Annotated in this window: 22 protein-coding genes; 11 read left to right on the top strand and 11 right to left on the bottom strand. The window is 41.6% G+C overall.

The genetic code is table 11. The annotated features are described in order from the left end of the window. Positions 1-2: 2 nt before the first annotated feature. On the bottom strand, positions 3-842 hold the full coding sequence (locus tag HGJ91_RS00390) for an MBL fold metallo-hydrolase (RefSeq protein ID WP_291345693.1): 840 nt from the start codon (positions 840-842) through the stop codon (positions 3-5). 401 nt (positions 843-1,243) lie between these two features. Here HGJ91_RS00390 and HGJ91_RS00385 point away from each other — a divergent pair, with 401 nt between their 5' ends. From HGJ91_RS00385 to HGJ91_RS00370, 4 genes are all read left to right on the top strand, one after another. After that, positions 1,244-2,101: a phosphocholine cytidylyltransferase family protein gene (locus tag HGJ91_RS00385; RefSeq protein WP_291345692.1), complete on the top strand. Its 858-nt coding sequence runs from the start codon at positions 1,244-1,246 to the stop codon at positions 2,099-2,101. Beyond that, positions 2,088-3,191, top strand: coding sequence for a histidinol-phosphate transaminase (locus HGJ91_RS00380; protein WP_291345691.1), 1,104 nt, complete (start codon positions 2,088-2,090; stop codon positions 3,189-3,191). Before HGJ91_RS00385 ends, HGJ91_RS00380 begins: the two co-directional genes overlap by 14 nt. Before the next feature lie 10 nt (positions 3,192-3,201). Beyond that, positions 3,202-3,858 (top strand): CDP-alcohol phosphatidyltransferase family protein, encoded by a 657-nt coding sequence (locus tag HGJ91_RS00375; RefSeq protein ID WP_291345689.1) that lies wholly within the window; start codon positions 3,202-3,204, stop codon positions 3,856-3,858. A gap of 99 nt (positions 3,859-3,957) precedes the next feature. Continuing rightward, positions 3,958-4,884, top strand: a complete 927-nt coding sequence (locus tag HGJ91_RS00370; protein ID WP_291345688.1) for a hypothetical protein — start codon at positions 3,958-3,960, stop codon at positions 4,882-4,884. Between the two features lie 67 nt (positions 4,885-4,951). Here the strand turns inward: HGJ91_RS00370 and thrS are convergent, their stop codons facing one another. Beyond that, entirely contained in the window at positions 4,952-6,865 is a 1,914-nt protein-coding gene (gene thrS, locus HGJ91_RS00365) for a threonine--tRNA ligase (RefSeq protein WP_291345687.1), read from the bottom strand. Between the two features lie 85 nt (positions 6,866-6,950). On the opposite strand from thrS, the gene HGJ91_RS00360 reads away from it, so the two are divergent. From HGJ91_RS00360 to HGJ91_RS00350, 3 genes are all read left to right on the top strand, one after another. Further along, positions 6,951-8,075 carry a ribonuclease D gene (locus HGJ91_RS00360; protein ID WP_291345685.1) on the top strand — a complete coding sequence of 375 codons (1,125 nt, stop codon included), beginning with the start codon at positions 6,951-6,953 and terminating at the stop codon, positions 8,073-8,075. A 14-nt stretch (positions 8,076-8,089) separates the two neighbouring features. Beyond that, the gene (gene dapF, locus HGJ91_RS00355) at positions 8,090-8,941 is read left to right on the top strand and encodes a diaminopimelate epimerase (RefSeq protein WP_291345683.1); all 852 of its coding nucleotides are present in this window, start codon (positions 8,090-8,092) and stop codon (positions 8,939-8,941) included. A gap of 86 nt (positions 8,942-9,027) precedes the next feature. Continuing rightward, positions 9,028-9,921 carry a radical SAM protein gene (locus tag HGJ91_RS00350; protein WP_291345681.1) on the top strand — a complete coding sequence of 298 codons (894 nt, stop codon included), beginning with the start codon at positions 9,028-9,030 and terminating at the stop codon, positions 9,919-9,921. A gap of 94 nt (positions 9,922-10,015) precedes the next feature. Here the strand turns inward: HGJ91_RS00350 and HGJ91_RS00345 are convergent, their stop codons facing one another. From HGJ91_RS00345 to HGJ91_RS00330, 4 genes are all read right to left on the bottom strand, one after another. Next, positions 10,016-11,224, bottom strand: coding sequence for a (Fe-S)-binding protein (locus tag HGJ91_RS00345; RefSeq protein WP_291345679.1), 1,209 nt, complete (start codon positions 11,222-11,224; stop codon positions 10,016-10,018). Between the two features lie 12 nt (positions 11,225-11,236). Then, positions 11,237-13,717 carry a hydrogenase iron-sulfur subunit gene (locus HGJ91_RS00340; RefSeq protein WP_291345677.1) on the bottom strand — a complete coding sequence of 827 codons (2,481 nt, stop codon included), beginning with the start codon at positions 13,715-13,717 and terminating at the stop codon, positions 11,237-11,239. 209 nt (positions 13,718-13,926) lie between these two features. Continuing rightward, positions 13,927-14,676, bottom strand: coding sequence for an endonuclease/exonuclease/phosphatase family protein (locus tag HGJ91_RS00335; protein WP_291345675.1), 750 nt, complete (start codon positions 14,674-14,676; stop codon positions 13,927-13,929). Between the two features lie 108 nt (positions 14,677-14,784). After that, complete coding sequence (locus HGJ91_RS00330) at positions 14,785-15,645, bottom strand: rhomboid family intramembrane serine protease (RefSeq protein WP_291345673.1); 861 nt, start codon at positions 15,643-15,645, stop codon at positions 14,785-14,787. 98 nt (positions 15,646-15,743) lie between these two features. On the opposite strand from HGJ91_RS00330, the gene HGJ91_RS00325 reads away from it, so the two are divergent. Continuing rightward, positions 15,744-16,553, top strand: a complete 810-nt coding sequence (locus tag HGJ91_RS00325) for a fumarylacetoacetate hydrolase family protein (protein ID WP_291345671.1) — start codon at positions 15,744-15,746, stop codon at positions 16,551-16,553. A gap of 63 nt (positions 16,554-16,616) precedes the next feature. On the opposite strand, the gene HGJ91_RS00320 is transcribed toward HGJ91_RS00325, so the two are convergent. Next, positions 16,617-17,111, bottom strand: coding sequence for a Spy/CpxP family protein refolding chaperone (locus HGJ91_RS00320; RefSeq protein WP_291345670.1), 495 nt, complete (start codon positions 17,109-17,111; stop codon positions 16,617-16,619). Between the two features lie 360 nt (positions 17,112-17,471). Between HGJ91_RS00320 and HGJ91_RS00315 the strand changes: the two genes are divergently transcribed. Then, entirely contained in the window at positions 17,472-19,250 is a 1,779-nt protein-coding gene (locus tag HGJ91_RS00315; protein WP_291345669.1) for an ATP-binding protein, read from the top strand. A gap of 17 nt (positions 19,251-19,267) precedes the next feature. Continuing rightward, positions 19,268-20,614, top strand: a complete 1,347-nt coding sequence (locus HGJ91_RS00310) for a sigma-54 dependent transcriptional regulator (RefSeq protein WP_291345668.1) — start codon at positions 19,268-19,270, stop codon at positions 20,612-20,614. A gap of 11 nt (positions 20,615-20,625) precedes the next feature. On the opposite strand, the gene tyrA is transcribed toward HGJ91_RS00310, so the two are convergent. Next, on the bottom strand, positions 20,626-21,768 hold the full coding sequence (tyrA, locus tag HGJ91_RS00305; protein ID WP_291345667.1) for a bifunctional chorismate mutase/prephenate dehydrogenase: 1,143 nt from the start codon (positions 21,766-21,768) through the stop codon (positions 20,626-20,628). A gap of 217 nt (positions 21,769-21,985) precedes the next feature. On the opposite strand from tyrA, the gene HGJ91_RS00300 reads away from it, so the two are divergent. Next, positions 21,986-22,876, top strand: a complete 891-nt coding sequence (locus tag HGJ91_RS00300; RefSeq protein WP_291345666.1) for a DMT family transporter — start codon at positions 21,986-21,988, stop codon at positions 22,874-22,876. Between the two features lie 70 nt (positions 22,877-22,946). On the opposite strand, the gene fabG is transcribed toward HGJ91_RS00300, so the two are convergent. The 3 genes from fabG to HGJ91_RS00285 form a co-directional block, all read right to left on the bottom strand. Continuing rightward, complete coding sequence (fabG, locus tag HGJ91_RS00295; RefSeq protein WP_291345665.1) at positions 22,947-23,690, bottom strand: 3-oxoacyl-[acyl-carrier-protein] reductase; 744 nt, start codon at positions 23,688-23,690, stop codon at positions 22,947-22,949. A gap of 175 nt (positions 23,691-23,865) precedes the next feature. Next, a complete protein-coding gene (locus HGJ91_RS00290; RefSeq protein WP_291345664.1) occupies positions 23,866-24,381 on the bottom strand; it encodes a hypothetical protein in 516 nt (171 codons plus the stop codon). After that, the gene (locus tag HGJ91_RS00285) at positions 24,365-26,593 is read right to left on the bottom strand and encodes an efflux RND transporter permease subunit (protein WP_291345663.1); all 2,229 of its coding nucleotides are present in this window, start codon (positions 26,591-26,593) and stop codon (positions 24,365-24,367) included. Before HGJ91_RS00285 ends, HGJ91_RS00290 begins: the two co-directional genes overlap by 17 nt. Positions 26,594-26,632: the final 39 nt, after the last annotated feature.

Genomic DNA, 26,632 nt, shown 5'->3' with positions numbered 1-26,632 from the left:
TGTTAATCCTTTTTATATTGAAGAGAGAGCCCAACCCCGACTTCTTTTAAATTGACAACCCTGGACAGGGCAATTTTTGATGCAAGGTCTGTACAATGACAGGCATGAATCTCTACGGGATGAAGGTTTTTAAAGTAGGAAATGGTACCTTCAAGCTGGTGTTTCGGGGGATTTTGCAGATGAAATCCTCCAATGATATCCAGGATTCGCTGGTCGTCGCAGATTTTTTTTGCATATTCAATGATATTGCATATGCCTGCGTGGGAACATCCGGTAATAATGACCAGCCCTTTTGATGTTTTATAGACAAGAGCGGAATCTTCAATGACGTTATCATCTTCATTGGCCCCATCTTTCCTGCCAAATGTCAGGCCGCTCTCAAAATCATTTGTTTTTGGTATTTCTCCAAGAAAGATAAGATGCTCGGTCAAAAATTGAGGTTCTTTGCTCAAGCGAAGATCAAAGTGCTTGGCAAGCCTGTCTTTTGAAATCAAAGAGCCAAATTCTCTGAACCCGTCAGCACTGGCGCCCGTCAAGCTTTCCGGATGTGCGACCAGGGCAGGGCGTGAAAAAGCACGGTGTTCAATCTCCAATTCAGCCAGATACCGAATCAGAGGTTCTATTCCCCATGTATGGTCCAGGTGACTGTGGGAAAGAACAATAAAATCCAGATTCGCCAAGCCTTTTCCCATCTTTTGGGCATTCTTGATAAAGATGTCCGAATAACCCGTATCAAATAGAACAGACAGCCCCTCATCCTCGATCAGAAATGACAATCCGGGCTCTGCCAGAAAATACCGGTCGATAAGGGTGTTGTTGTCTACAAGAACAGTGAGCCGCATAATAATGTCCTTTATCACGAACAGGCGGTGAAAGTTAATGCCATTCCATGTGAAAATTTATATATTTTTTATGCTTTCGTACCAACATAGATGATTCACCCTGCAAGTCAAGCAAAAAAGGGATGAACCAATGGCTGCAAAAAAAATGCCAACTAAGAAGGGGAAAATATTTGATCCTTGACTTTATTCGATATTCCTATACCCTGTTAATAGTCGTATTGATATAAAGGATACGCAAATGTTTTCTTCTTAAGGTGTATATCCCCGATCCTCACATGTGGTTTGCCCCCCAAAGTTAGAAGCCTTTATTTTTAACAAAACTTGTCAGCCGTACAAAAGATCTCATCTCCAAAACAGATGGTGATTTTTTGAGTCCATTAATTGTTAATATAAGGAGGTCTATGAGACCAGAAAAGAAACCTTATCCCCAAAGACGCGTAACAACAGCCTTGCTACTGGCAGCCGGTACAGGAAGCCGCCTGCTCCCCCTTACAAAAAAATCACCCAAATGCCTCACACTTGTGAATGAAATGTCCATATTGGAACGGTTGATCAAAAGCTTGAATCAAAACGGTTTCAAACGACTGGTCGTGGTTACCGGTCACCTGGAAGACTGTATTCGAAATTTTCTGAAAACCCGGGCAGGCAATCTTACCATTGAGTATGTTTTCAGCCCGTTATACAAAACAACCAATAATATATACTCCTTATGGATGGCCAGAGACATTATTAATGAACCTTTTTTGCTCATTGAAAGTGATCTTGTTTTTGACCCGTCTTTATTGACCGAGATGCTTTACCCTGATAGGATTGCCATTGCCGGAATGAAACCGTGGCTGAACGGTTCAACGGTCACAATCAATGCATCCAATACGATCAATGCATTTTATAGTGATGCAATAAATGGTTCCGGCGGGGTTCGTTATAAGACGGTAAATATATATAGTCTTTCCGTTTCCTCCTGGTATTTGGTTATCGAAAAACTGAATCAATTTATTCTGGCAGGCAGGGTTAATGACTATTATGAAAAGGTATTTAAGCAATTAGTGATTGAAAAAACACTATCCCTTGAAGCTGTTTTTTTTGACCATAAGCCATGGTATGAAATTGATACCGTAGAAGACCTTGCATCCGCTGAAAGATTGTTTCCATCAAAGGTCAGTCAGCCCTTTTATACTTTAGGTACAAATTATTTTAAAGATACAGACCTGCCTGTCAGGAAAAAAGTTTTACAAGGAAGCCTTTATGCCCAATCCTGATTATAACAACCCGGCGGAGAAATATGACTATATCTCAGGTCAGCATGGTGGATACTATCGCCATGACTTTATTGATCATGCATATTTATATAACCTTTATTTTCCGCCGGAAGAGGTATTCTCCTGTTTTAAAAAGAAAATTCATGAGCTTGTCCTGAACTACCCGGTTGCCCAGGATGTCCTGGCCAATCTGGTGGGTAAGCTTATTGATCAACCCCCGGAGCGCATTGTTGTCGGTAATGGTGCGGCAGAGCTTATCAAAATCGTTTCGGGACAGATGTCTAACAGGCTCATTGTTCCGGTGCCGTCATTTAATGAATATGTGAATGCCGCGCCACAGGGCAGTGCCATAGAGTTTCCACTTGAATGGCCGTCTTTCCAGCTGGATGTGGACAAATTCGCAGCTCACACCATTAAAGCCGAAGCAGATGTTGCGGTTGTGGTCACACCGAACAATCCAACCTCCATCGCCGTCCCAAAACATGATTTGGTGCGCCTGGCAGCGAAACTTGCCGATCATGACTGTCAGCTGATTATTGATGAGTCCTTTATTGATTTTACCCACGACCCGGATCAATTTTCAATGGAAGATGAAATTGAGCAGTATCCCAATATTGCTATTTTTAAAAGCATGAGCAAGGCATATGGTATCTGCGGCATTCGAATCGGATATCTGGTTACAGCAAATCTGAAATTTGCCAATGCAGTTCGTCAGGGTGTTCATATCTGGAATATTAACGGATTTGCCGAAGAGTTTTTAAGAATCCTGCCTGATTTCCATGCGGATTTTATTAAAAGCTGCAACCAGGTTAAAAAAGATCGGGATAAACTTTATGAAAACCTGAACTCTTTTTCACAGCTTTCGGTTTATCAACCAGACGCAAATTTTATTTTTTGCCGTCTGCCCGACGCCGGACTGAATGCGCCGCAATTAACAGAAAAATTATTTATCGACCATAATATGTATATCAAACACTGTCTGGGTAAAACTCTGGCCCATGGGGATCGATTTATCCGTATCGCCTCCCGGACTGAAGAAGAAAACACCAACCTGGTGGATGCGCTGGCATCTATCCTTGGGTATAAATAGAGAGATTGTGATGAACACACCACCATATAAACCCTCACATCAGACCGGCATGCTCTGGTTTGCCAAAGATCTTCCAAATATCTGCTCTCTTGCAGGACTTTTATGTGCACTTTTAGGGATCTACTTTGCAGTTTTACAACATTTTTCCATTGCCATCATTGCAATGATCTGGGCCGTTCTTTTTGACTGGGGAGACGGTATTATCGCTCGAAATATGAAGGGCAGAACACAAAAACAAGGAGAATTTGGAGGGCAGCTGGACTCGTTGATCGATATGGTCAGTTTTGGCATCTGCCCGGCTGTTTTTCTTTTAAGTTATGGGCAGTTCAGTGCATGGTATTTGCCAGGTGCATTTGTGATTGTTGCCACCAGTGCGATACGACTGAGTTATTTTAATGTATTCGGCCTTGTGGACAGCTCAACTTACAAGGGGCTTGCACTGGACAACAATGTCATTTTTTTTGCGTTTATTTTTCTGTTTGAACAATTTTTCAGCCAAGGCATTTTTTCAATCATACTCTATGCAATGTTCATGATCATGGCGGGCTTTAATTTATCATCCCTGCGAACACCAAAATTTTCCGGCGTTTGGTTTTATGTCCTCATGGGATATACAGTGATACTGACAATCGTTTATAGTTGTATTTTATGGAACTATACAAGATAGAAATTATTGTAAATAAATTCATCATTCTGTAGAAAATAGATTGACAACAAAAGGAAAATTTTGGTTTGATAGATCGAAATTTAAAGAGAGGACGGTTTAATGGATCAAATGGCCCAAAAAGTGAAACAATGGATTGATGAAAAAAAAGACCCCAGAAGTGCCCATTGGCAAGCTGGTCTTGAAGCTGTCATGGAGAGATTTTTTTCTGATATGGAGCCGGGAAGACTTATACCGGTCCATCCTCTGGAAGAAAAAGATCTGTCGGTATTCAAAAAGGTTCTGGAACAGCTTGATCTGAGTCCCGGTCTTTTAGCCGCCTTTTTACCCCCTTTTGTTGCCGACTCCATTATCCCGCCGGACTCGGCTGAAGAGCTGGTGCGGATTGAAAAGGGAAAGCCGTCCTATAAGATTATAATCCTGAGGCCGGGTAAAGAAGATCGAGTTATCTGTATAGAGTGTTCTGAATATGCCGGCAGACCCGGTGTGGACATTTTTCAATCCGGTGCCCTGTTGGGAAGCTTTGATTATGAAACTCATGAGGTCTGTATTTCTGAATTGCCAAAAGCCATCCGGGCTCATATCTGGGAAAAAAATAACTGGCAGCGCAAAGAGTATATTTCCTATACCATGAATTGGTTTGAAAAAGTGGAATACCTTGGAAAGGCAGAGGTGACTGTGGATGAAAACTATTCTTTTCTCCACAGCCCCACAGTGATCAAAAGCAATCGGATCGATGCTTTGTTCCTGTTGCTGTATGAGGTATTGCACCTTCGCTTTCAAGATCCTGAAGGTCTGTATAAAGATGTGGCGGCAATAAAAAAGAAAGCTGAAAATAAAGAAATGCGGGTTTCAACCTATAATACCCTTTCACAAAAATATCTGCTTGATTTGCTGAATGTTGTGAAAAAATTGGAACTCGTTGATTTTACAAGTTTTACCAATGTGGAAAACGAGGGGTTTAAGAACGAATTTGTCAGAACGGTCCGGAAACTGGTCGCAGACCTGGATGCTATGCCTTTGTCATGATTCATTTTGTTTCAGAACATACAAAACAATAACCGGTAGTCTGAAACAAAAGATCAGGGCAAGCGTGTTAGAGGATTGCTTCATCCAGAGTTCTTTCTTTAGCATGATGGGATACGGACGTGATAAATTCATCCATGGAAAGGCCCATCCTGACCTTGCCATCCAGGGTTCTGACAGAAAGGGTTCCACTTTCTTTTTCTTTATCTCCGATGGTGATGATCAGCGGAATATAGTTCAATTGCGCATCCCTGATTTTCTTTTTCAGAGTTTCGTTTCTTTTGTTCAGCTCGCATCTGATTTTACAGGTTTCAAGTTCGGATTTGATCTGCTCGGCATATTCCAGCAAATTCTGATTGATGGGAAGCAGGATGGCCTGAACAGGCGCCAGCCACAAGGGGAATTTGCCGGCAAAATGTTCCACAAGGATGCCGAAAAATCTTTCCAGAGATCCATAAATAGTGCGGTGGATCATTATGGGCCGGTGCTTTTCATTATCACGGCCTTTGTAAGTCAAATCAAATCTTTCCGGCAAAGCCATATCCAGTTGGATTGTTCCGCATTGCCAGGTTCTGCCTAAAGCATCTTTGATGTGGAGATCGATTTTAGGCCCGTAAAATGCACCATCCCCTTCATTAATAACATATCCCTGGCCATAGAGGTCCAAGGCAGCCTTAAGGCCGTTTGTCGCCTCTTCCCACTGCTCATCTGAGCCAATGGATTTTTTGGGCCGGGTGGAGAGTTCCAGATTAAAATTCAGGCCGAACCTGCTATAGATTCTCTGGGACAGTTTCAATACCCCAAGGACTTCATTCTCGATTTGATCCGGTGTCATGAAAATATGGGCGTCATCCTGATGAAAAGCGCGAACCCTGAAAAGACCTGAAAGTGCCCCTGAAAATTCGTGCCTGTGAACCAGACCGATTTCACCGGCTCTTATGGGAAGGTCCCTGTAGGAGTATGCCTTTGTTTTGTAAATCAGCATGCCGCCGGGGCAGTTCATGGGTTTTATGGCATATTCTTCATCATCAATCACGGACGTATACATGTTTTCTCGATAATTTTCCCAGTGACCGCTTTGTTCCCAGAGTTTTTTATTGAGCATGACAGGGGTTTTGGTTTCCACATAACCGGCAGATCTGTGTTCATCACGCCAGTATTCAAGGAGGGCATTCCATACCTCAACGCCCTTTGCATGGAAAAAGGGCATGCCGGCAGCTTCGTCATGAAAAGAGTAAAGATCCAGTTTGGTGCCAAGTTTTCGGTGATCCCGTTTTTTGGCTTCCTCAATCAGGTGGATATACTTGTTGAGCTTTTTTTTATCAAAAAACGAGATGCCGTAAAGTCGCTGGAGCTGTTCTCTTGCCTGGTCCGCCCTCCAGTAGGCACCGGATATTTTCAACAGCTTGAACCCTTTGATCATGCCGGTATGGGGAATGTGGGGGCCCCGGCAAAGATCTATAAACTTGCCGTTCTGATAAAGGGATATTTCCTGGGTTTCATCAAGTTCATTGATGAGTTCAAGTTTAAACGGGTTGTCCTTGAATATGTCAAGGGCCTCATTTTTTGAAACCACTTTTCGTTCAAATGTGTTCTTGGATTTGATGATTTTTTTCATCTCAGCTTCAATGGCACCAAAATCATCTTTTGAGATTGGATCCATATCAATATCATAATAAAATCCGTCTTCCACCACAGGGCCGATGGTCAGTTTTGCATCCTTATAAGTGTTTAACACGGCTTCAGCCATGACATGGGCAGAAGAATGCCTTAAAATATCAAGGCCTTCATCATCTTTGGCGGTAATAAAGCTGATGGCAGTATCTTCCTTGACAGGCAGGCTTAAATCTTTAAGCTGGTCATCAATGCGCATTGCCACACAGTTTCTGGCAAATCCGTCTGAAATACTTTTGGCAATATCCATTCCTGTGGGGATATTTTCAAAGCTCTTTATACTATTGTCTGGAAATGTTATGTTGATCATCTTGTTTTCCATTGTGTTATGGTGTCAGTTAAATGTAAAACATGAATTTTAGAAGAAGTGGTGTAAACAATCAAGGGAAAAAATATTGAATTACAAGTTTATTGAATCGGATACGGAACTGAAAAAAGTCTGTGATGCACTTTTAAGCGAAAAAATAATAGCCGTGGATCTGGAAGCAGACTCCATGTATTGTTTTAAGGAGAAAATTTGCTTGATCCAGATTGCAACGGCAAAAGAAGCCTTTTTAGTCGATCCGTTTAAAATCAAAGAAGTATCCTCGTTTCTAAAGATTCTTGAAAATGATGATGTGATGAAAGTGTTTCATGGCGCTGATTTTGATATCAGAAGTCTTGACAGGGATTATCAGGCACGGGTGAACAACCTGTTTGACACGGAAATTGCCTGCCGGTTTTTAGGCATCAAAGAACGGGGGCTTGCCGCCCTGTTAAAACGAAATTTTAACGTAGATGCAGATAAAAAATATCAAAAAGCTGACTGGGCAGAACGTCCGCTCAAACAGGGTATGATTGAATATTGTGTAGGGGATGTGGCATATCTTACAAAGTTATATGATATTATTCATCAAAAGCTTGCGGCAAAGGGGCGGCTTCCCTGGGCCAAAGAAGAATTTGAAATACAAAAAAAGGTCCGATATGAAAACAATTATGTGTTGCCCTTGTTTAGAAAATTTAAAGGCGCCGGTAAAATAGACAACAGAAGTCTTGCAGTTCTTGAAAATTTATTGCAGGTCAGGCTTGAGATAGCACAGAAAAAGGATAAGCCCTTATTTAAAATTATGTCAAACGCCTCTTTAATGACCATGGCCCGCATGAAACCTGTGACAATTGATCAAATGGTGAAGACAAGAGCAATAAGCCAGAGACAGGCAGATATGTATGGAAAGCTCTGTGCAGAAGCCATTGTCAGGGCAGAAAATCTTGATCACAAGGAATTGCCTTCCTATCCGAAAACCAGAAGGCCCAGAAAAGACGCCCGGGTTCAGGAAAGGATCGAAAGGCTGAAAAAGATGAGAGAAAAGCTAAGCCATTCAATCGGGATTGAACCGGGGTTTTTATTGAATAATGCAATAATTGCTTCCATTGCTTCTAAAAATCCTGCAACATCCGAAGACCTTTTAAAAATTGAAAATATACGGCACTGGCAGGTAGAGGCGATCGGCCGGGATATTATTTCAACCCTTGGGTATTGATGATGGAGAAAAATATGGAACTTGATTTTATTAAAATGGAAGGCCTTGGAAATGATTTTATCATCCTGGATGACCGGGATGGGAAGATAGAACAATATAAAAATTATCCTGCACTGGCAAAGAGGCTTTGTTCAAGACATTTTGGCATTGGGGCAGATGGTATTATTCTGATTCTTGATTCTTTGGATCATGATATTAAATTTCGAATATATAACTCGGACGGCTCCCAGGCCCAGATGTGCGGCAACGGGATACGGTGTTTTGCCAAATATCTGTATGAAAACAAGATAATTCCCCAAAAGAAGATAAGGGTGGATACAAAGGCCGGGACCGTTATTCCAGAGGTGATCACCGATGATAAGGATCAGGTTCGCTCGGTAAGGGTGGACATGGGAGAGCCCGTTCTTTTTTGCAGGGATATCCCCTTTGAAAGCCAAAATGAAACGGCCATTGAAGAGCGTATGATGGTCGGGGATAAGGAATATCGTATTACAGCCGTATCCATGGGAAATCCCCATGCGGTTATTTTTGTTGATGATGTGGAAAAAGTGGATATCAAAAGAATTGGGCGATCAATTGAAATCCATGAAAGATTCCCTGAAAAGACCAATGTTGAGTTTATCGAAGTGGTGAACAGTGGGGAATTAAAGATGAAAGTATGGGAAAGGGGTGCCGGGATAACACTAGCCTGCGGAACCGGTGCCTGTGCGTCTCTTGTTGCCGCCAGCCTGACGGGCCGGGCGCAGGAAAGCGCCATCGTTCATCTTGATGGCGGAGATCTTGACATTCACTGGGATAAAGACACAAACCATATTTTTAAGACAGGCCCTGCCACCCTGGTATTTGATGGCAGGATCAGGATTTGAGGTACATAAAGCCTATGGCTTTTTAAAAGAAAGAAATACATATGTATAAATATCTTTTCGGCCCTGTACCATCCAGACGGCTCGGCATGTCACTTGGCGTTGACCTGGTTCCTCATAAAGTGTGCTCTTTAAATTGTATTTATTGCGAATGTGGACGAACAACAGATTTAACAATACTAAGAAAAGAGTATATCCCTTATGATGGTGTTATAGAAGAATTAAAAAATTATATGAAGAATAATCCTGCTCCTGATTATATCACTTTTTCCGGTGCAGGAGAACCAACCTTGAATTCGAGAATAGGTGATGTATTAAATTTTATTAAAACAAACTGGCCTGATATTCCGGTAGCTTTATTAACAAATGGAAGCTTATTCAGCCATAAACAGGTAAGAACACAAATTTTAAAAGCCAATTTGGTTTTACCTTCCCTGGACGCAGCCTCAGATTCGACTTTTCATAAGATTGACAGACCTTTTCATAAAATCAATATTGAAGATTATATTCAGGGACTTATTGATTTTCGAAAAGAGTATAAAGGTAAAATCTGGCTTGAAATTTTAATTTTACCGGATATAAATGATAGTATTAAAGAGTTACAATTATTAAAAAAGGCAATTATTAAAATAAATCCCGACAAGGTACAGCTAAATACGTTGGACAGACCGGGAACTGTCAATAATTTAAGACCGGCAAATAAAGCTGAATTGCAGCAAATTGTTAGCTTCTGGGCTTTTAATAATACTGAAATAATAGCATCTGTACCCGAACGAAAAGATATGAAGTCATACCGTGAAGATACTGAAAATGCTATTTTAGAAACAATTTCCAGAAGACCATGCACCCTCAATGATCTTAGTAAAATACTCGGGATACATATTAATGAGGTCAATAAATATCTTGGCGTGCTTGAAGACGATGGGAAAATCAAAACAAACAGACAGGAAAGAGGCGTATTTTATCAAAGCAGGCACAAATAGAAATAAAAAATGAAAGAAAATCATCCAGGAGTAAAAATGGATTGTAAACCTATTGGATTTTTACTCCCTTATGATTTCACGATTTTGTTTAATACTACAATATCAGTGATTCTGATGCCAGGGATGCCACGGTATCAACCTTTATTCCCAGTTTATAATGATTGGAAAGTTCACTCAATTGCCTGTGGCAGGACAGACAGGCCGTAGCAAGATTGGGCAGGCCGGTTGCCGTCATCTGGTCTGCCTTGGGCTTTCCTGTAATCATTCTTTTGTTTTTGCTGGTGCTGTCCTGCAGGATACCGCCGCCGCCGCCGCAGCAGACGCCGTCTTCCCTGTTAGGTATCAGTTCCACAACACCTTCGCAGACCATGGAAAGCAGTTCTCTGGGGGCATCATATCCCCCGGATTTCCTGGCAATATTGCAGGGGTCGTGATACGCAATTTTATAGGGGTGCACACCGGGATCAAATTTCAAGACCCCTTTTTTAGCATATCGAACAATGAGTTCAGGCATGCTGACCACTTCAAATTTAGGTTTTCTTCCAATGATATCTTCCATGAGGTATTTTAAAGCATGGTATCCATGGCCGCATTCTGACAGCACAAGGGTTTCAACGCCGAGTGCTTCAGCCGGTTCCACCACCATCAGAACCATTTTTTTTGCAATATCATCCTTGCCCACAAAATATCCCCAGTTTGTCACATCTGTATGATGGGCAGACAGGGTCCAGGTTTCTTTTGTGGCATAAAAGAGTTTTGCCATGGCCGTCAAATGAAGCAGGTTGATGCCAAGTTCCCTTGGATTGGGAAGATAAAGAAGTTTTGTCCCTTTAATATCATGGGGAATTTCAGCTTTTGGATCATCCACTTCATCAACAAATTCTTCGCTGACCCATTCAACGGTTTCCACAAATTCCTCTGTGGTCAGGGCGTTGACATCTCCCAGCTCGATACGGTTTTTAATACCGATTTTAATATCTTTGGGGATAGTATCATCTGCAATGGCAAGGCTTCTGGCTTTTCTGACAACCTTGTCCATGGAGATACCCATGGGGCATCCTTGTGTACACCGGTTGCACAAAAGGCAATCCCATAGCATATTGCTGTTCACAAGCTGTTCATCAAGCCCCAGGGCGGCCATGCGGATAATCTGGCGGGGCAGGGGCCCGCCCTCCCCGTTAAACCAGGTACATCTTGAGTTGCAGGCCCCGCAGGTCAGGCATTCAGAAATATTGTTCCCCAGCTCAAACTGGTTTAACATTTTATACAAAGTCGAAGTTTTATTTATTGTTGCAGTATCCATATTTATTTTCCTTTATCCTCGTGCCTTGGAAATAATACGTTCAAATTTTTTGGTTTCATTGGCGGCTATGGGTTCCCACGCCACTTTTGAGGCATCCATTCCCGGGATGCTTAACACTTGTCTCACACTTGCATCGGCAATATTGCTGCCTTCCATGGATCTGCAGTTTTCTTCGTGACAACCGCTGATAATTACTTTTGATGCCCCATTTAAAAGGGCTTTAAGAATCACGTCGCTGCTGATTCTACAGGCACAGGGAATGGGTATCAGGGTGATGTGATCCGGCAGTGTAAGGCTGCCTGCTGCAAGGGCGGCTGATCGTTCGCAGGCCAGAATGACCATCTTGTCTTTTTCAACTTTTTGGGCAATCTGATCATTGGTCAGTTCTTTTGATTCAATGGCATATGCCGGGCAGTTGGACACGCAAAGATGGCAGGAAAAGCAGGCATTCGCTACAATCTGGGGTCTGTTTTTTTTATTCATGACAATGGCCGAGTGCGGGCAGACCCGGATACAGGTCAGACACTGGGCACACATTCCCTGATTAATTTCAACCCCGGTATCCACATCGGGCAATTCAAAAGACTCGGTTGAAAGGGCAGATAGAATATCATTAATTTCATTGTCCAGGTCATTTTTGTCGATTTCATCATGACAGGTGCCGGCAAAAAAGATGCCTTTTCGAGAGGATCTGGTCAGACGGTGACGGGTGTTGGCAGATTGCAGGAAGCCTTCCCTGTCAAGGGGCAGCCGCAATAGGGCGGCGGCATCTTTAAATCCTTCGGCCGGTGTCAGGCTTGGCGGCAATACAAGGCAGTCACAATTGAGACTCAGCTCAATGGACGGCAGTGTGGTCTCTCTGAGTTTGATTAAAAATCCATTGCCTGAATCCTCAAATTTCAAATCTTCGCGGGTCTCAAATCTGAAAAAATCGACCCCCTGCTGCCTTGCAGTGTCATAGAGACGCTGACCCAATGCACCGTGAACCAGCGTCTTGTTCATGATAATGGAAATATTTTTCCCCAAAGCTTTTGCTTTGACAGACGTTTTCAGGGCAAGACGTGCAAAAGATTTAAACTCAGGGCCAAAATAATCCAGCAGGATGACACTATTATCCGGACAGGTGTCAGGCTTTTTTTCAATCATTTGAGAGAATGCATCAAGGCTTAAGAATTCATTGGAAATATTTTCCAGCCTGTTCAATGATTGCTCCGGTTCAAATGCAGCAATGATGGCCGCACAGGTCAGATATTTCTTTTCATTCCCTGATTCATAATAGAGTGAAAAGTTGCCGGCAGTACCGCTGATGGAAATGATGTTGCTCTCATTTAAAAAAGTGACAGGAGTATCCTTCGAAAGGCTTGTTCCCGGTCCGAACAGATAGGTGGAATAACCTTTTGAAGAGATGATTTCAGCTGCCTGATCTGCCTGGGTACCTTGTCCGAACACTGCAATGTTTAATTTGTTGTTTGTGTTTAACCCAAGGTCTTCAATGACTTTGGCTGCTGCAATCCGGCCATCCTGTTTGGAAGAAAGGATATCTTTGGGGCCGTTGGCACAGCCTGCAATAATTACGTCTTCTGCAAGAACTGCCTGATCTGTATTGAAAAATCCCCATGAATTGGGTTTCAGACCAAGTATGCCGGCAGTTGTCTCAAGGGTTGGAGAGGGCTGCATACCGACAGAGAGAACGATAAGATCAAAGGCTTTGGAAACCCTGGACTGGGTTTCTTTATCTTCTGCCACAATGGTCAGCATATTCGTTTCTGTATCCTCAAGGATTTCAGCAGGAACTCCCTGAACCAGGGCAATATTTTTGGAAAGCGTTTTGAACAGGGGTCTTACTTCTTTTCCAATGATTTGAAGATCCATGTAAAAGAGTGTGATGTCGGACTCAGGAAAAAGATGGGTAAGCTTGTTGGCATGGCGCATGGATATCTTGCAGCATACCTGGGAACAAAAATCTTTGCCCTGTTCACGGTTTCGGGAACCCACACACTGGATAAAGGCAATTTTGGGATCGGGCTTCCCATTAAAATACCCGGAAAGTGTCTCCTTTTGCAGTATAGTGTTCAACTCAGCCGTGGTGATCACGTTTTTATATTCATCATAGTGAAGAGAATTTATCTGAACAGGATTAAAGAGTGAAAATCCTGTGGCCATGATAATTTTTTCTACATTGAACGTCTCTTTATTTTCTAAAATCACCTTATACCCTTGCTTGGCCTTATTAATGGTTTCAACAATGGTATCAAGGTGTGAAATAACATTTTCCTGTTTTTGAACCTGATCTGCCATTTCAATACTGAGGCAGGCACCGCAGTTTTGACAGGTATCAGTTGCCATACAGGCCCACATGGCAGCATGCCCGCCAAGAGCGCTCTCTCTTTCCACCAGGTGTACAGCAACATCCTGATCAGAAAAGGTTTGCGCTGCAGCCATTCCAGCAACGCCTCCCCCTAGAATCAGGATGTTTGGGGTTGTTTTTTTCATATATTCCTCCAATATTCATCAATACTGGTTTTGTAAAAATTAAATGATAAATGGATCAAACTACAGGAGAGTCTTATCATATTACAGAATTAAAAAGAAATGAATTAAACTAACTTTTCAGATCAGGCCAATCGTATGGAAATTAAAATGATAATCGAAGAATTTTATGAAAAGACCAGGACCCGGCCCAGGTATATCTGAAAAATAACTTATGAAAAAACCGCCATAACCGGATAATGGTCTGATGGGTACCGACCGGAAAATGAGTCCGTGATAATTTTTTTACGGATAATTTTTATATTGCCGCGATATAATATCCAGTCAATGTGGTCCAGGGTTGCTTCGCCGGTGAATTTGTGGAATGTGGTTGAATGCTGATTGTCAAATGCTTCGGAAAAGCCGTTTGCCTGGAAAACAGCATGGGCTTTGCCTCCTGGATTTGAATTGAAATCTCCAGTGATGATTACAGGGCAGTCTTTTGGAAATTCAGCCAGGAACCCGATCATCAGTGATGCACTTTTTTCTTGAACAGATTCTGCAAAATCAAAATGTGTGTTTGCAATAATAATCCTGCGGGATGCGTTTTGGAAAAGCCCTATAACACATTGCCGGGGCCATTTGCTGCCTGGCATCTTGGATTCGATATCCGGTGTCGTAGTTAAAAAATAATGTTTGCTTTTCAGGCACTCCCAGGTGTTGTGATAAAAGATAAGGTTGCTTTGCCACCATTCCTTTGAAAGGTTGTACCAGCCAATGAAATGATGATCACATAAATGCCGCACTAAAAATCTAGTTTGGAAATGGTTGGATTCCTGGATTCCAAGAAAGCTTGACGGATAACGCTTGAGCAGCTCAGTAAACAATTGTTTCCGGTTTTGCCATGAATTATCACCATCATCGGCAAGACCGAACCTGAGATTCAGGGTCATAACGGTATAATCATTTCCTTTTACAGCCATTTTTTTTCATACTCCCATCCACGCAGCTTATTTTAGAGAAGGCTTCGCAACCCTGTAGCACAATGGTTTTAGAAACACAAATGGTATTGGATCTGCTGGATTGTTCACCTAAGTTGCAGCCAGGAGAGCGGAGGCAATAATAAAGATGGTGATGAATAGGGCGATCAGATCTTTTTTTGGAAATCGAAATATCCTGTTCAGGGGAAAGAAAATAACACCGGAGCCAAGCCCGCTGAAAAATCCAAAAATATGGGCCCACACATCTGTATTCTCTCCCTGGCTGAACATGGCAATCAGCACGACACCGGCAAATATGGGCATCAGATGATTGAGGCGGAACTTTTGCGTTATCTGGAATGCCACAAGAAGGCCTGCCGCTCCCATGATGGCTGTGGAGGCGCCAATGGAAAGGTGGGCGGTTTTGTGAAGATGGGCATTGATAAGATTGCCAAGGGTACCGGCAAACAGCAGCATAAAAGGCCCCACACCAAATCCGGAAAGGGTGATCACGGGTGCTCCGAAAATGAGCATGCCTGCCATATTCCCTGCAAGGTGCCGGGTATCTGAATGTAAAAACAGGGCTGTAATGGCTCTGTATGCCTCTCCCTGGAGAATAAAAAGGGCGGAGGCTCCATATTTCAGTATCATGTCCTCGTGGATATGATATTGAAGACATAGCGCATGGATAAGCCAGAGCAGTCCCATGATGGAAAAAGCAGTATATGATTTAAATGAGGATATGGGGATTTCCTGTAACTGCTGTTTAAGCCTGAAAAATTTATTTTCTTTATAATAGGTCTTAATCATGATGAGGGCTTTTTCCATGTCCGCATGAGTTACAAGGACATCAAATGAATTGTTTTTCCGTTCAACACGGGTTTCAATTTTTTGAGATGTTAAAATCAGGATGATTAAATCTGCTTTTTTGGCAGAAAGACCTGTCAATAATTTTTCCCAATTTCGGCTCATTGGCTAAAGGGCCTTGATTTTTTAAGACAATGATTTTAATAAAGTAAAAAAGCAATTCATGATTTAAACGTATATATGAATACCAGGAGAAAATAAACATGCAAATCCTAAGGTTTGAAAGTGATGACAATAAAATTTATACGGGTTGTGACTTTGATAATGAGAGTGCATCTGTAATTGAGGGGGACATTTATACTGATTTTTCCAACACGGGGAAAAGAAAACCGGTTAAAAAAATTTTAACCCCCATCTTACCCAGTGTTATCTTTTGTATCGGGTTAAATTATAAACTGCATGCCAAAGAGACCGGGATGGCATTGCCGAAATATCCGATAGTGTTTATGAAAAATATCAGTGCAGCCGCAGGCCACCTGGATAATGTCAGGATTCCGGCCTCCTGTGTAAAAATTCCGGAAGTGGATTATGAGGTTGAGCTTGCCGTGATCATCAAAAAAAATACCAGGAATGTCTCACCGGAAACGGCGCTTGATCATGTCCTGGGATACACCTGTGCAAATGATATATCCGCCAGGAGATGGCAGAAGCATAGCGGCGGAGGGCAATGGGTAAAGGGGAAAAGTTTTGACACCTTCTGTCCCTTTGGTCCCTGGATTGTGACACCGGATGAGTTGACGGATCCCAATACCCTTGACATTGAATGTGTGTTAAACGGCAATACCATGCAGAAAAGCAACACCAGTGATATGATTTTTTCGGTGGCCCAAATAATTTCATATTTATCCGAGTCAGCCACCCTGGTGCCGGGCACCCTTATATTAACGGGAACACCAAGCGGGGTAGGTTTTGCCAGAAAACCGCCTGTTTATCTTGGGCCGGGTGATGTGCTGGAAACAAAAGTTGAGAAGATCGGTGTGTTGAAAAATCATGTAACGCTTGAGGAAGCATAAACAAACCGCCCGGAACGATGGTTCCATCGTTCCGGGCGGTTATAAAGTAAATCAGATTAGAGCTTAATTGTTATAATAGCAGTTGTTTCCCTGTCCCTGAAACCCTCTCTGGCCACCTTTTCCTGACCATTTGCCGCGACCTTGTCCGAATCCTCTGCCCATACCAAGTTCAGGCGAGATTTTTTTTGCGCCCAACTGAAAATCGATCCGTTTGTCTCTCACCTGTTTTTGCAGGTCTGTGATTTCCCGGGATAATTTTTCAAGTTTGGCCCTGTCCGGGTTGGATGTCTCCATGAGCATTCTCATTTCCTGCCGTTTTGCAAATTTTGCAGATCTGGCCTCATAGGTGTCATCAATAAATACCTGGCGAAGGCTGCCCAGTTGATTTCTCTGATCCTGGGACAAGTCATTGAAGGCGCTTTGGCCTCCATATCGCGGACAGTCTTGATTAGAATTGTAACCCATTCCCCGGCCTTTGCCCGGGCCCCATGCAAATACGCTTCCTGATACAAGTGCAACCATGAGAAGTGAACTGATAATAATAATTGATTTTTTCATAATAATCTCCAATTTAAAGTTTAGTTTGTTAATTGATCTTTTTGATCATTGTTGAAACATAATACAGCAAGGGGTGTGCCAAGGTGAAAAATATTTTTCAACACATTGAATTTACAACACATATTTAAAATTATACAATGATAAGGCGTTGTTATTAAATCTGTGGTATTGTATACTTTTTACTCAGGGCAATGTATCCAGGTGTATATAAAATATCCAGAACCATGATGCCTGGAAATCAATGATCCTTAAAACAAAGGCGTTCTCCCCATGGTATTGTTTTTGCTTCTAATCTAATTTTGGTATAATTAAATATATTGAGAAACAACTAAAGTATAACGGGTATAAAAAAGAAAAAAAATGAAAAAATTTAATCTTCCATTGGTATCCCCTTTATTTCTCATTGGTGTTTTATTGATCCTCTTGCCGATCTTTACGTTCATGACCCTTGACAGGCTCGAAAAACAAAAGGAATTCTTCACTCAAAGGCTTTTGGAAAAAGGAACCTCTTTAATCAGAACATTTGAGGCTGGGACAAGAACCGGAATGTTCACCATGCGATGGGGTGCAAAAAGAATCCAGGCCATGCTTCTGGAGACCTCGTTGCAGCCCGAAGTTATCTATATGATGATTACATCAAGGGACGGCCGGATACTGGCACACTCGGATGCCGCCATGGTGGGACTAACTTTTGATGCCATGCCCGGGACTGCAAAGATGAATGAAGATACTGCTTTGGTCTATAACAGGATAAGACTGCAAAAAGATCAGATGCAAATTTTTGAAGTGTTCAAGCGGTTTGTACCGATCAGGTCCCGACCCATGCGCGGGCACACCCGGATGGACAGGATGTCAAAGTTACGGGTTGAGGACTTGTCAGATCAGCAGAATACTGAAAGGGGAATTTTGGACTGGAGCCGGCCTTATCTTCAAAGCCGGGAAGGTAAAATGTCTGAAATGGCGGAACATTATATTTTTGCCGGGCTTTCCATGGAGAGGGAGAAGATTGCCCGGGACAGGCTGTTAAAAGAGACTGTCTGGAGGGGTATTCTCTTTTTTATATTGGGATGTGTTGGTATGGTTGCCTTGTTTGTCTTCCAGGCGTACCGGTCTGCAAAAGCATCCTTGACTCAGGTAAAGGCATTTTCTGATAATGTGATCCAGAACATGCCCTCGGGACTGATTACCCTTAATTCTGACCATGAAATCACATCCATGAATAAAGCAGCAAAAGATATCCTGGGAGGGGATCTGACGCAACCCTTCCCGCAAATGATTGAATTGATACAGGAAATGGAAATATCTCAAGGGGTTTTAAACCGGGAGATCAATCTTGCAATTGATCCCGACCATGAGGTTCGGCTGGATATCATTGCATCCCCTATCAAGGAGAGTGAAAGTGAAGTCATGGGATTTTTATTTCTTTTCCGGGATCTGACCCAGATTAAAGCGCTTAAAAAACAGGTGGAGACAAACAAGCGGCTTGCAGCAATTGGAAATCTTGCAGCAGGTGTTGCCCATGAGATCAGAAACCCCTTGAGTTCCATTAAAGGATTTGCAACCTATTTTGGCAAACGGTATGAAGATAATGCTGCTGATAAGGAAACCGCCCGGATTATGGTCAAGGAGGTAGAACGTATCAACCGATCCGTTACCCAGTTACTTGAGTTTTCAAAACCCATGGCGATTGAAAAAAAACAAGTGGATATCAATGAGTTGATTACCCACTCCTTAAGATTGGTTCACCATGATCTGGATCAGAAGACAATTGAAACAAAGGTCAATATTGATACAGAAAAAACTGTAATTCACACGGACCCGGACCGGATGAACCAGGTTTTTTTAAATTTATATATTAATGCCATAGATGCACTGGGAGACAGAGGAAAATTAGAAATTCAGGTGCAGGATGCTGTGGAGGATGGACGAATCGAAATAAGAATCATGGATAATGGCATTGGGATTGACAAGGCATCCCTTGATCTGATCTTTGATCCCTATTTTACCACCCGGCCCAGCGGTACGGGGCTTGGGCTTTCAATCGTTCACCGGATCATTGAAAACCTTAATGGCAGCATCCGTGTGGAAAGCAAAAAAGGCAAGGGTACGTGTTTCATTATCAATCTGCCTGTTTTATAAAAGGATAAAAAAGACAAATGAAAAAGATACTTGTGGTTGACGATGATGCAGCCCATGCCAGAATGCTCAAAACTTTGATGGCGGACTGGGGAGTTGATGTTCATCTGGCAGATGATGGGACAACTGCCGTTGCAATGGTAAAAGAACAGCCCTTTGATATTGTTCTGATGGATATGAAAATGGTGAAAATGTCCGGGATGGAAGCGTTGCAGCTGATTAAAACCTATAATCCTTCCCTGCCTGTGATTATCATGACGGCCTATTCATCCGTTCATACAGCCGTAAATGCCTTGAAAATCGGTGCCTATGATTATCTGACCAAACCATTGGATTTTGATAAGCTGAAACTGACGATTGAACGTATCTTTGAAAGCATTTCTTTGAAAACGGAAAACAGGCATTTGAAGACCCGGTTAAAGGAGCAGTCCTTTGCCCATGACATCATCGGAAAAAGCCCTGCCATACTCTCTTTGATGGACACCATCCACATGGTGGCACCGACCGATGCCAATGTCCTGGTAATGGGAAAATCGGGAACCGGTAAAGAACTGGTGTCATCTGCCATTCATTTTAATTCTTCACGAAAAGATTATCCGTATGTAAGGATCAATTGTGCCGCTATTACAGAGACCCTGCTTGAGTCCGAACTTTTTGGCCATGAGAAAGGATCGTTCACCGGTGCGGATAAGAAAAGAAAAGGAAGATTTTTACTGGCAGACAAGGGCAGTATTCTATTGGATGAAATCGGTGAAATGAGTCTTGCCATGCAGGTAAAGCTGTTGAGGGTGATCCAAGAAAAAGAAATCACACCCGTGGGAAGTGATCAAAACATTAAAACAGATGTGAGGATTATTGCCGCAACCAATAAGGATTTAAAAAAATTGTCCGAGCAGGGAAGCTTTCGTCAGGATTTATACTACCGGCTGAATGTTGTGACTGTTGAAGTTCCACCCTTGAGGGAGAGGAAGGAAGATATCCCAACCCTTGCGTTGCATTTTTTAGAAATGTTTTCAAAGAAAAACAAACGGGATATCAAAGGCTTTTCACCTGATGCCATGGATGCCATGATCCGGTATGAATGGGAAGGCAATGTCAGAGAATTGATGAATTGTGTGGAAAGAGGCGTCGTCCTTGCCAGATCCGATTATATCTGCCTGGAAGACCTTTCGTTTATGAAGGCAAACATAGTTGGCAATATTGATGCCGGGACGGATTTTGGGAATATCAGGCTTTCACAGATAGAAGAGAAAGCCATTCTTTCCACCCTTGAATCGGCCGGCGGCAATAAAAGTGAAGCTGCCAGAAGGCTTGGTATCACAAGGAAAACCCTGTTAAAAAAATTAAAACAATATGGAAAAAGCTAAATTAAAATCTATTAAAATCTTTCGATCAGTTTGTCGATCAGAAAGGTGCTTTCCCGCATGGCCTGTTCACTGAAGGGGCCAAACCAGTTGGCGATATGATTGAATTTTTTAATAAAAAGATGCTTATCATTGGCTTCCAACATCTCAAGATGGTTATTCAAGGATGCAATATAGTCTTTTAAAAGACGTCGTCGTTCCTTTGTTGCAAAAATAATTTCAGAATAAAGAGGAGCGTCCTGGGCAAACAGCCTTCCCACCATCCCCAGCTCAAGGCGGTAAATCGGGCTTGAAAATTCAAGGGTACTTTCAATGCGGGCATGCTTTTCATATAAAAATTGTCCAAAACTAAAAGTGGCAAAATGGCGCAATGCCTGAACAATTCCCATTATTTCATCATGGTCTTTGGCCTTCGACCGGACAATAACGGCACCCCAGAGGGTGAGCTGTTCCACCAGCCACTGGCAGCGATCCGAATCTCTTCCCGGGGTGACAATAATGATCTGTTTGTCAAGAGAGCCTGTGGTAGGACCAAACAAAGGATGAAGTCCTGTCACGGGGCCTGGATGGGATCCAAGCATTTTTTTCAATGGTCCCGCTTTGATGCTGGTCAGATCGGCAAGAATGGTTTTGAGTTCAAGAAATGGTGCAATCTGTTCAATAATATCTTCGGTTTTTTCAATGGGGACACAGATAAGGCAAAGGTCAATATCTTTGCAAAGTTTTTTTGCTTTATCCCAGTCCTCTTCCGTAAGGATTCTAACTTCATAACCGGATTTTTGAAAGAGTGAACCAAAAAATCGTCCCATCTGACCGGCACCGCCGATAATTAATATTCTGGCATTCGGCCTGACACCTTTGTGCTCCATCTGGTCGGTCTGCTTGACGCGTGACTGCTTTAAAATCACCCGGTAAAGGTCTTCCATAAAATCAGGATCTATATTTACTTTTCCGGCCTGAATTCGAAGTTTTGAAATCAGATCTTCCTCCCTTGCAGGATGATACACCGGAATATAGTGCTTTTTCTTTAATTTGACCACTTTTTCAACCTGGGCCTGGCGTTGAGAAAGAAGGGAAAGTATCTGCGAATCAATGTGATCAATATGGGTCCGTAAAGAAAGGATTTCTTTGTTAAATGTAGGGTTGTCTTTTTCCATCTTTTTCTCTTTTTAAGTCGTTGAACCAAAGGCAGCATGGATTACCACTAGAGCCTAACAATTTCAGGAGCAATTGGCAATTTCAAATTTTTGTTTGATAATAAATCCCAAATCGGGACAAATGAAACAAAAAAATCCGGGGAATGATTTGCTAAACCACTCTAAATGGTTTATAGAAAATCTTTTGTTATTCAAGCACACTAAGGAACTTTAAACAGTGCAGGAAAAGTTTCAATTTGATTTAAAGGTATTGATTGGATGCATCTGTGTTTTTGGTTCGGCCTTCTTTTTTTACCTGGCCACAGTCATTATCAAGTGGGCACGGATCAAAGGGTTGCAGATCGATACCGCTTCTTTTGTGTTTGCAAGATTTTTATTGGGATTTATCAGTGTGTTGATCCTGGTAGCCCTCAAAAAGAAGAGAATCAGAGTTAAAAAAAAACGGTATCTAATTGGCAGGACGATTGCCAACTGTGTTGCAGTATACTGTTTTTTTAAAGGGGTTGATTTAACATCCGTGGCCCAGGCCAATATTTTAAATATGACCTATCCCTTGTTTATCGCAATTTTTTCATGGATTTTTTTAAAGGAACAGCGGGATGCCATTGCAATCCTTATTGTTGTTTTTGCATTTGCAGGGGTCTGGTTGATTTTAGCGCCTGGAAAAATGAGCTTTAATATGGATTCTTTATGGGCGCTGGCATCGGGGATCAGCGCGGCCATTGCCATTATGTACCTTAATCTTTCAAGGCAGATGCATGATACGGAAACCATTTTGTTTTTCCTGTTTGGCCTTGGGTCTGTACTAATTTTTATCTTCTTTTTTAATAAGATGCATCTGCCCCAATACTCAGAATTGAAATATCTTTTTTTCTGTTCATTCTCTGCCATTGTGGGGCAATACCTGATTACCCTTGGTTTTAAATATGTGACCGCCATTGAAGGGGGTATTATTTCTTCAACCCGGATTCTGCTGGCAGCCGTGTTAGGTCCTGTTATTGCAATGGACCCGGCCCTTTCGGCTTCCGGATGGACAGGAGCGTTCCTGATTTTTACCGGGAATGTGTATTTAACCCTGAGAAAGACCGGACGATACAATAGCAAATAGTTGAAACCCGTATTTTGCCAGGATCAGTGTCGGTGTGCTGACAATACCGGCGGTACCTTTCCGATATATTTTACAGAATTCCTCCATTAATACCAATCACCTGGCCGGTAATATATCCAGCGTCTTTTGAACATAAAAAAAGAACAGTTGCGGCAACTTCTTCAGGCTTGCCAAGCCTGCCTGCCGGTATGGTGTCCGCGATTTTTTCCAAAGACAACCCCTTAATCATTTCGGTTTCAATAAAGCCCGGTGCTACTGAATTTACAGTGATATTCCTTTTTGCAATCTCACGGGAAAGTGCCTTGGTTGCTCCGATAAGACCCGCCTTTGATGCAGAGTAATTCACCTGACCCGCCTGTCCGATCTGGCCTGATGTTGAAGATATGTTGATAATTCTTCCAAACCGTTTTGGCAGCATGTTTTTGACGACAAGCCGTGTGACATTAAAAAAACCTGTCAGGTTGGTATCCAGAACGGTTTGCCAATTTGTTTTTTTCATCCTGACCATGAGCTTGTCATCCCTGATGCCGGCATTGTTTACTAAAATATCGATTTTCCCTTGTTCCTTAATGATTTTTTCAATGGCTTTTTCAGATTCCTCCTGATTGGTGACATCAAACTGAAGAAGAGCTCCATTCCCTCCGCTGCTGATAATTTCTTTCAGAGTTGTGTCTGCTTTTTCCCGGTTTAAATTAAAATTTAGATATACAAATCGGTCGGTTTTGGCAAGAGCCTTGGCTATTGCTTTTCCAATCCCTCTACTGGCACCTGTTACAAGAGCGATTTGAGTATTATCGGTTTTTGTTTCAGACATGTTTTCTCCTTTTTCCTGGATTAACAATTAAAGCGGTATTTGATTTTTTTAAAAACCTACGGTGGATCCTATCGTTTGGACAGCCAACAGAAAAACCAAGCTCTAATTTTATTAATCATATATCACATATTTGCATCGCTTGAGCAGAAAAATTTTTGAGTATGAGAATGGACACTCAAATATCCGTCGGAGCCCGTGAGGAGATTTTTTGGACAATCATGCGTGTAAATCCCGAGATGATTTGTTCCATTATATAATTATGATTTTCTATGAAAATAGTTCTCGCAAATGGAGAACTCATCTTTATCCATAATTGAGTGGGTGAAACTTTCCAAATGAAATTGACGGTAGTGTTATTTTGAGAAGGCAAAAGGGAACAAAGTCCTTCTCCACGCAAATCACCAGTTACAGTGAAGGATAAAAATGAATATCGCATAAAATCCTTTATGGCGGAATCAAACGTAATACTATAGGGAAGAAGACCTTTCCAAGTAGATCTTATGTTGTTTCCTATCTGAAGATGGTCAAATTCATCAAGTTGCTCGATTCTTTCCAGCCCATCACACCAAAAAGGCCATTGCTTATAGTTGATCAATTCATCCCAAATCAATCCTATAGGTGCATCAATATCCCAGGAATTATTAAAGCAATATTGGTTTTTTTTATTTAAAAAGTCATAAAAGGGGTTCATTATGGTTATTTTTAATTCCTTTGTTTTGTATTTTAAGTTCAGATGATAGTAGAGAAGATAGAGGGTCGGACATTATAACAATAGCAGGCATAAACATAAGATCGCCAGCCAGCGCAACGATTGATGCTGAAGAAATTAACAACCCCAGGGAAAAAACATGCTGGAATGAAGAAAAAAGTAACCCCATAGCAGATAAGAAAAGGACAGCAGTTGTTGAAACAAGAGCACGGGATGTTTTGTAGTAGGCTGTTGACAAACACTCGTGAACATTGCTGGTCTCTTTTAAATGCATCATTTTTCTTTTTAATTCTGTTAGGTAATGAATGGAATCATCCACGGATAATCCGAAAGAGATTACAGCAGCAAATATGGTTAACGGATCAAGGGGGATATGAAACCAACCCATTATTCCAAAAATTGTGATAAGGGGAAACAGATTGGGAATCAAACTCAGCAAACCAAGAACAAAAGATTTAAGCTGGATCATCATTAAGACGGTAATAACAAATAGTGCCCAAAACAATGTTTTTAGTTGGGATGAGACCAGATCTGCGGTTTGTGATCTAAGCATGATCAATTGGCCGGATAGGGCGACCTCTATTCCTTGAGAAAAGGTGTGTTCAGCTTTATTTTTAACCTGTTTAAGGATAGCTTCTATTTGATCTGATGAATGATTTTTTATATGGATAATCAATCTAAGGCTTTTTGAAATCGGATCAAAATAGGATTTCATCATCTCATTTTCAGAATCTTGGGACACAAGCTGCCGGAATACAAATTCCGGCATCACACCAGAAGGGGACAATCCGAGGGATAGGCGAAAGACAAGAGGTGTCAACGATTCAACGCTTTGAATGCCAGGGATGGACTTCAAAGTGTTTTCAAATTGATAAAGATTGTACCAGAATTTTCTATAATCAAAACTCTTGTCCTGGGATTTTAAAATAATGGAAAAAGAGTAACCAGTAGAGATATGCTGCTCAATAAAATCAAGGTCTTTAGCTTCTCGTGTGCTCTTAATGACGGGATTTGTTAAATGTTTTACAGCTTGGATTTTAGGAATTCCTGATGCCATGATAATGAAAAATAAAATCCCTGCCAATACTATTATGCCAGGTTTTTTGAAGCCTATGGTTAGGTACTCTTTGACAATCCGATCTATAAAATCTCCTTCTGTTTTAGGATGGACCCTATGATTAGATATAAAATATCTTGGCAAACAAAAGGATGTGATCGCTAAGGCCAATAGAAAAGCCATCATCACTCCAATGGAAATAATGATGCCGGCCTGGCAAACCATTTTAACAGGACTTATTGTCAAACTAAGAAATCCGGCTGAGGTGGTTAAAGCACACATAAAACAAGGACGTATAATTATTTCAAATGTCTTTTGCAGTGCAACGTCTTTTGAATAATCTTTCAACGATTGAAAATATTTTGAGACAATATGAAAAACCGTCGTTGTAGAAACAACAAGGATAAATCCAAAACTTAGACCTGTAGCAAGATTTAACTCAATTCCGAAAACGCCCATGATTCCCAGGGTCCATATCAGAGAACCCAAACTTGCCAGCATGACCATCATTCCGGCCCTCATGGTTTTAAAAAGGTAAAAAGCAATTAGGGTTCCAAATAGCAGACCGAGTGATCCAAAAATAAGAGCATTCATAAGATTATACCGTTCAAAAGCAGCTCTTAGGACAGGAATTCCTGCAGCATAACAACGGGGATATTCAGGAAAAGCACTGACAACAATTTGTTTCATCTGCTTGAGGTTCTTTTCCAATTGAAATCCATTGAGTTTTTCATTGTCGATTCTTACAATAAATGCGAGGGTTTTCATATCTTTGGAAATCAGTCGATTGAGTCCGGGAATAATATGTAGGGAATCAGAAAGGATTTTTTCATCCCAGAAATGAGAGGTGCTGATTAGTCTGGATAGATTAGACGATTCCATCGTTCCAAGATCAATAACCTTTAAAATAGAATCTATGGAATTGAGTTCTTCATTAACCCTATTCACTCTTTTTTTTAGTTCAGGATCAGTGATGGTTAGACTATTTTGAATAGCTAAGACTATATATTCATCTGTCCCAAAAGTTTCAATGAATGATAGATAATCTTTGTATTCCTCAGAATCAGTCGCACTGAAAGAAACACCAGAAGCATCTATCCGCAATTGAGAAGCAGGTATGATAAAAAGTAGAGTCATCAAAATCAAACACCACATGATGAACTTGTTATAGTGTAT

This window comes from Desulfobacula sp. (assembly GCF_014237455.1).
Lineage (GTDB): Bacteria > Desulfobacterota > Desulfobacteria > Desulfobacterales > Desulfobacteraceae > Desulfobacula.
The sequence above is the reverse complement of the archived record's forward strand: the minus strand, read 5'-3'. Positions and strand labels throughout refer to the sequence as shown.

Bases quoted from the DNA above. Each gene is read 5' to 3' on its own strand.
- HGJ91_RS00390 (WP_291345693.1), bottom strand. From the start codon at position 842: ATGCGGCTCACTGTTCTTGTAGACAACAACACCCTTATCGACCGGTAT.
- HGJ91_RS00385 (WP_291345692.1), top strand. From the start codon at position 1,244: ATGAGACCAGAAAAGAAACCTTATCCCCAAAGACGCGTAACAACAGCC.
- HGJ91_RS00380 (WP_291345691.1), top strand. From the start codon at position 2,088: ATGCCCAATCCTGATTATAACAACCCGGCGGAGAAATATGACTATATC.
- HGJ91_RS00375 (WP_291345689.1), top strand. From the start codon at position 3,202: ATGAACACACCACCATATAAACCCTCACATCAGACCGGCATGCTCTGG.
- HGJ91_RS00370 (WP_291345688.1), top strand. From the start codon at position 3,958: ATGGATCAAATGGCCCAAAAAGTGAAACAATGGATTGATGAAAAAAAA.
- thrS (WP_291345687.1), bottom strand. From the start codon at position 6,865: ATGATCAACATAACATTTCCAGACAATAGTATAAAGAGCTTTGAAAAT.
- dapF (WP_291345683.1), top strand. From the start codon at position 8,090: ATGGAACTTGATTTTATTAAAATGGAAGGCCTTGGAAATGATTTTATC.
- HGJ91_RS00350 (WP_291345681.1), top strand. From the start codon at position 9,028: ATGTCACTTGGCGTTGACCTGGTTCCTCATAAAGTGTGCTCTTTAAAT.
- HGJ91_RS00345 (WP_291345679.1), bottom strand. From the start codon at position 11,224: ATGGATACTGCAACAATAAATAAAACTTCGACTTTGTATAAAATGTTA.
- HGJ91_RS00340 (WP_291345677.1), bottom strand. From the start codon at position 13,717: ATGAAAAAAACAACCCCAAACATCCTGATTCTAGGGGGAGGCGTTGCT.
- HGJ91_RS00335 (WP_291345675.1), bottom strand. From the start codon at position 14,676: ATGGCTGTAAAAGGAAATGATTATACCGTTATGACCCTGAATCTCAGG.
- HGJ91_RS00330 (WP_291345673.1), bottom strand. From the start codon at position 15,645: ATGAGCCGAAATTGGGAAAAATTATTGACAGGTCTTTCTGCCAAAAAA.
- HGJ91_RS00325 (WP_291345671.1), top strand. From the start codon at position 15,744: ATGCAAATCCTAAGGTTTGAAAGTGATGACAATAAAATTTATACGGGT.
- HGJ91_RS00320 (WP_291345670.1), bottom strand. From the start codon at position 17,111: ATGAAAAAATCAATTATTATTATCAGTTCACTTCTCATGGTTGCACTT.
- HGJ91_RS00315 (WP_291345669.1), top strand. From the start codon at position 17,472: ATGAAAAAATTTAATCTTCCATTGGTATCCCCTTTATTTCTCATTGGT.
- HGJ91_RS00310 (WP_291345668.1), top strand. From the start codon at position 19,268: ATGAAAAAGATACTTGTGGTTGACGATGATGCAGCCCATGCCAGAATG.
- tyrA (WP_291345667.1), bottom strand. From the start codon at position 21,768: ATGGAAAAAGACAACCCTACATTTAACAAAGAAATCCTTTCTTTACGG.
- fabG (WP_291345665.1), bottom strand. From the start codon at position 23,690: ATGTCTGAAACAAAAACCGATAATACTCAAATCGCTCTTGTAACAGGT.
- HGJ91_RS00290 (WP_291345664.1), bottom strand. From the start codon at position 24,381: ATGAACCCCTTTTATGACTTTTTAAATAAAAAAAACCAATATTGCTTT.
- HGJ91_RS00285 (WP_291345663.1), bottom strand. From the start codon at position 26,593: ATGACTCTACTTTTTATCATACCTGCTTCTCAATTGCGGATAGATGCT.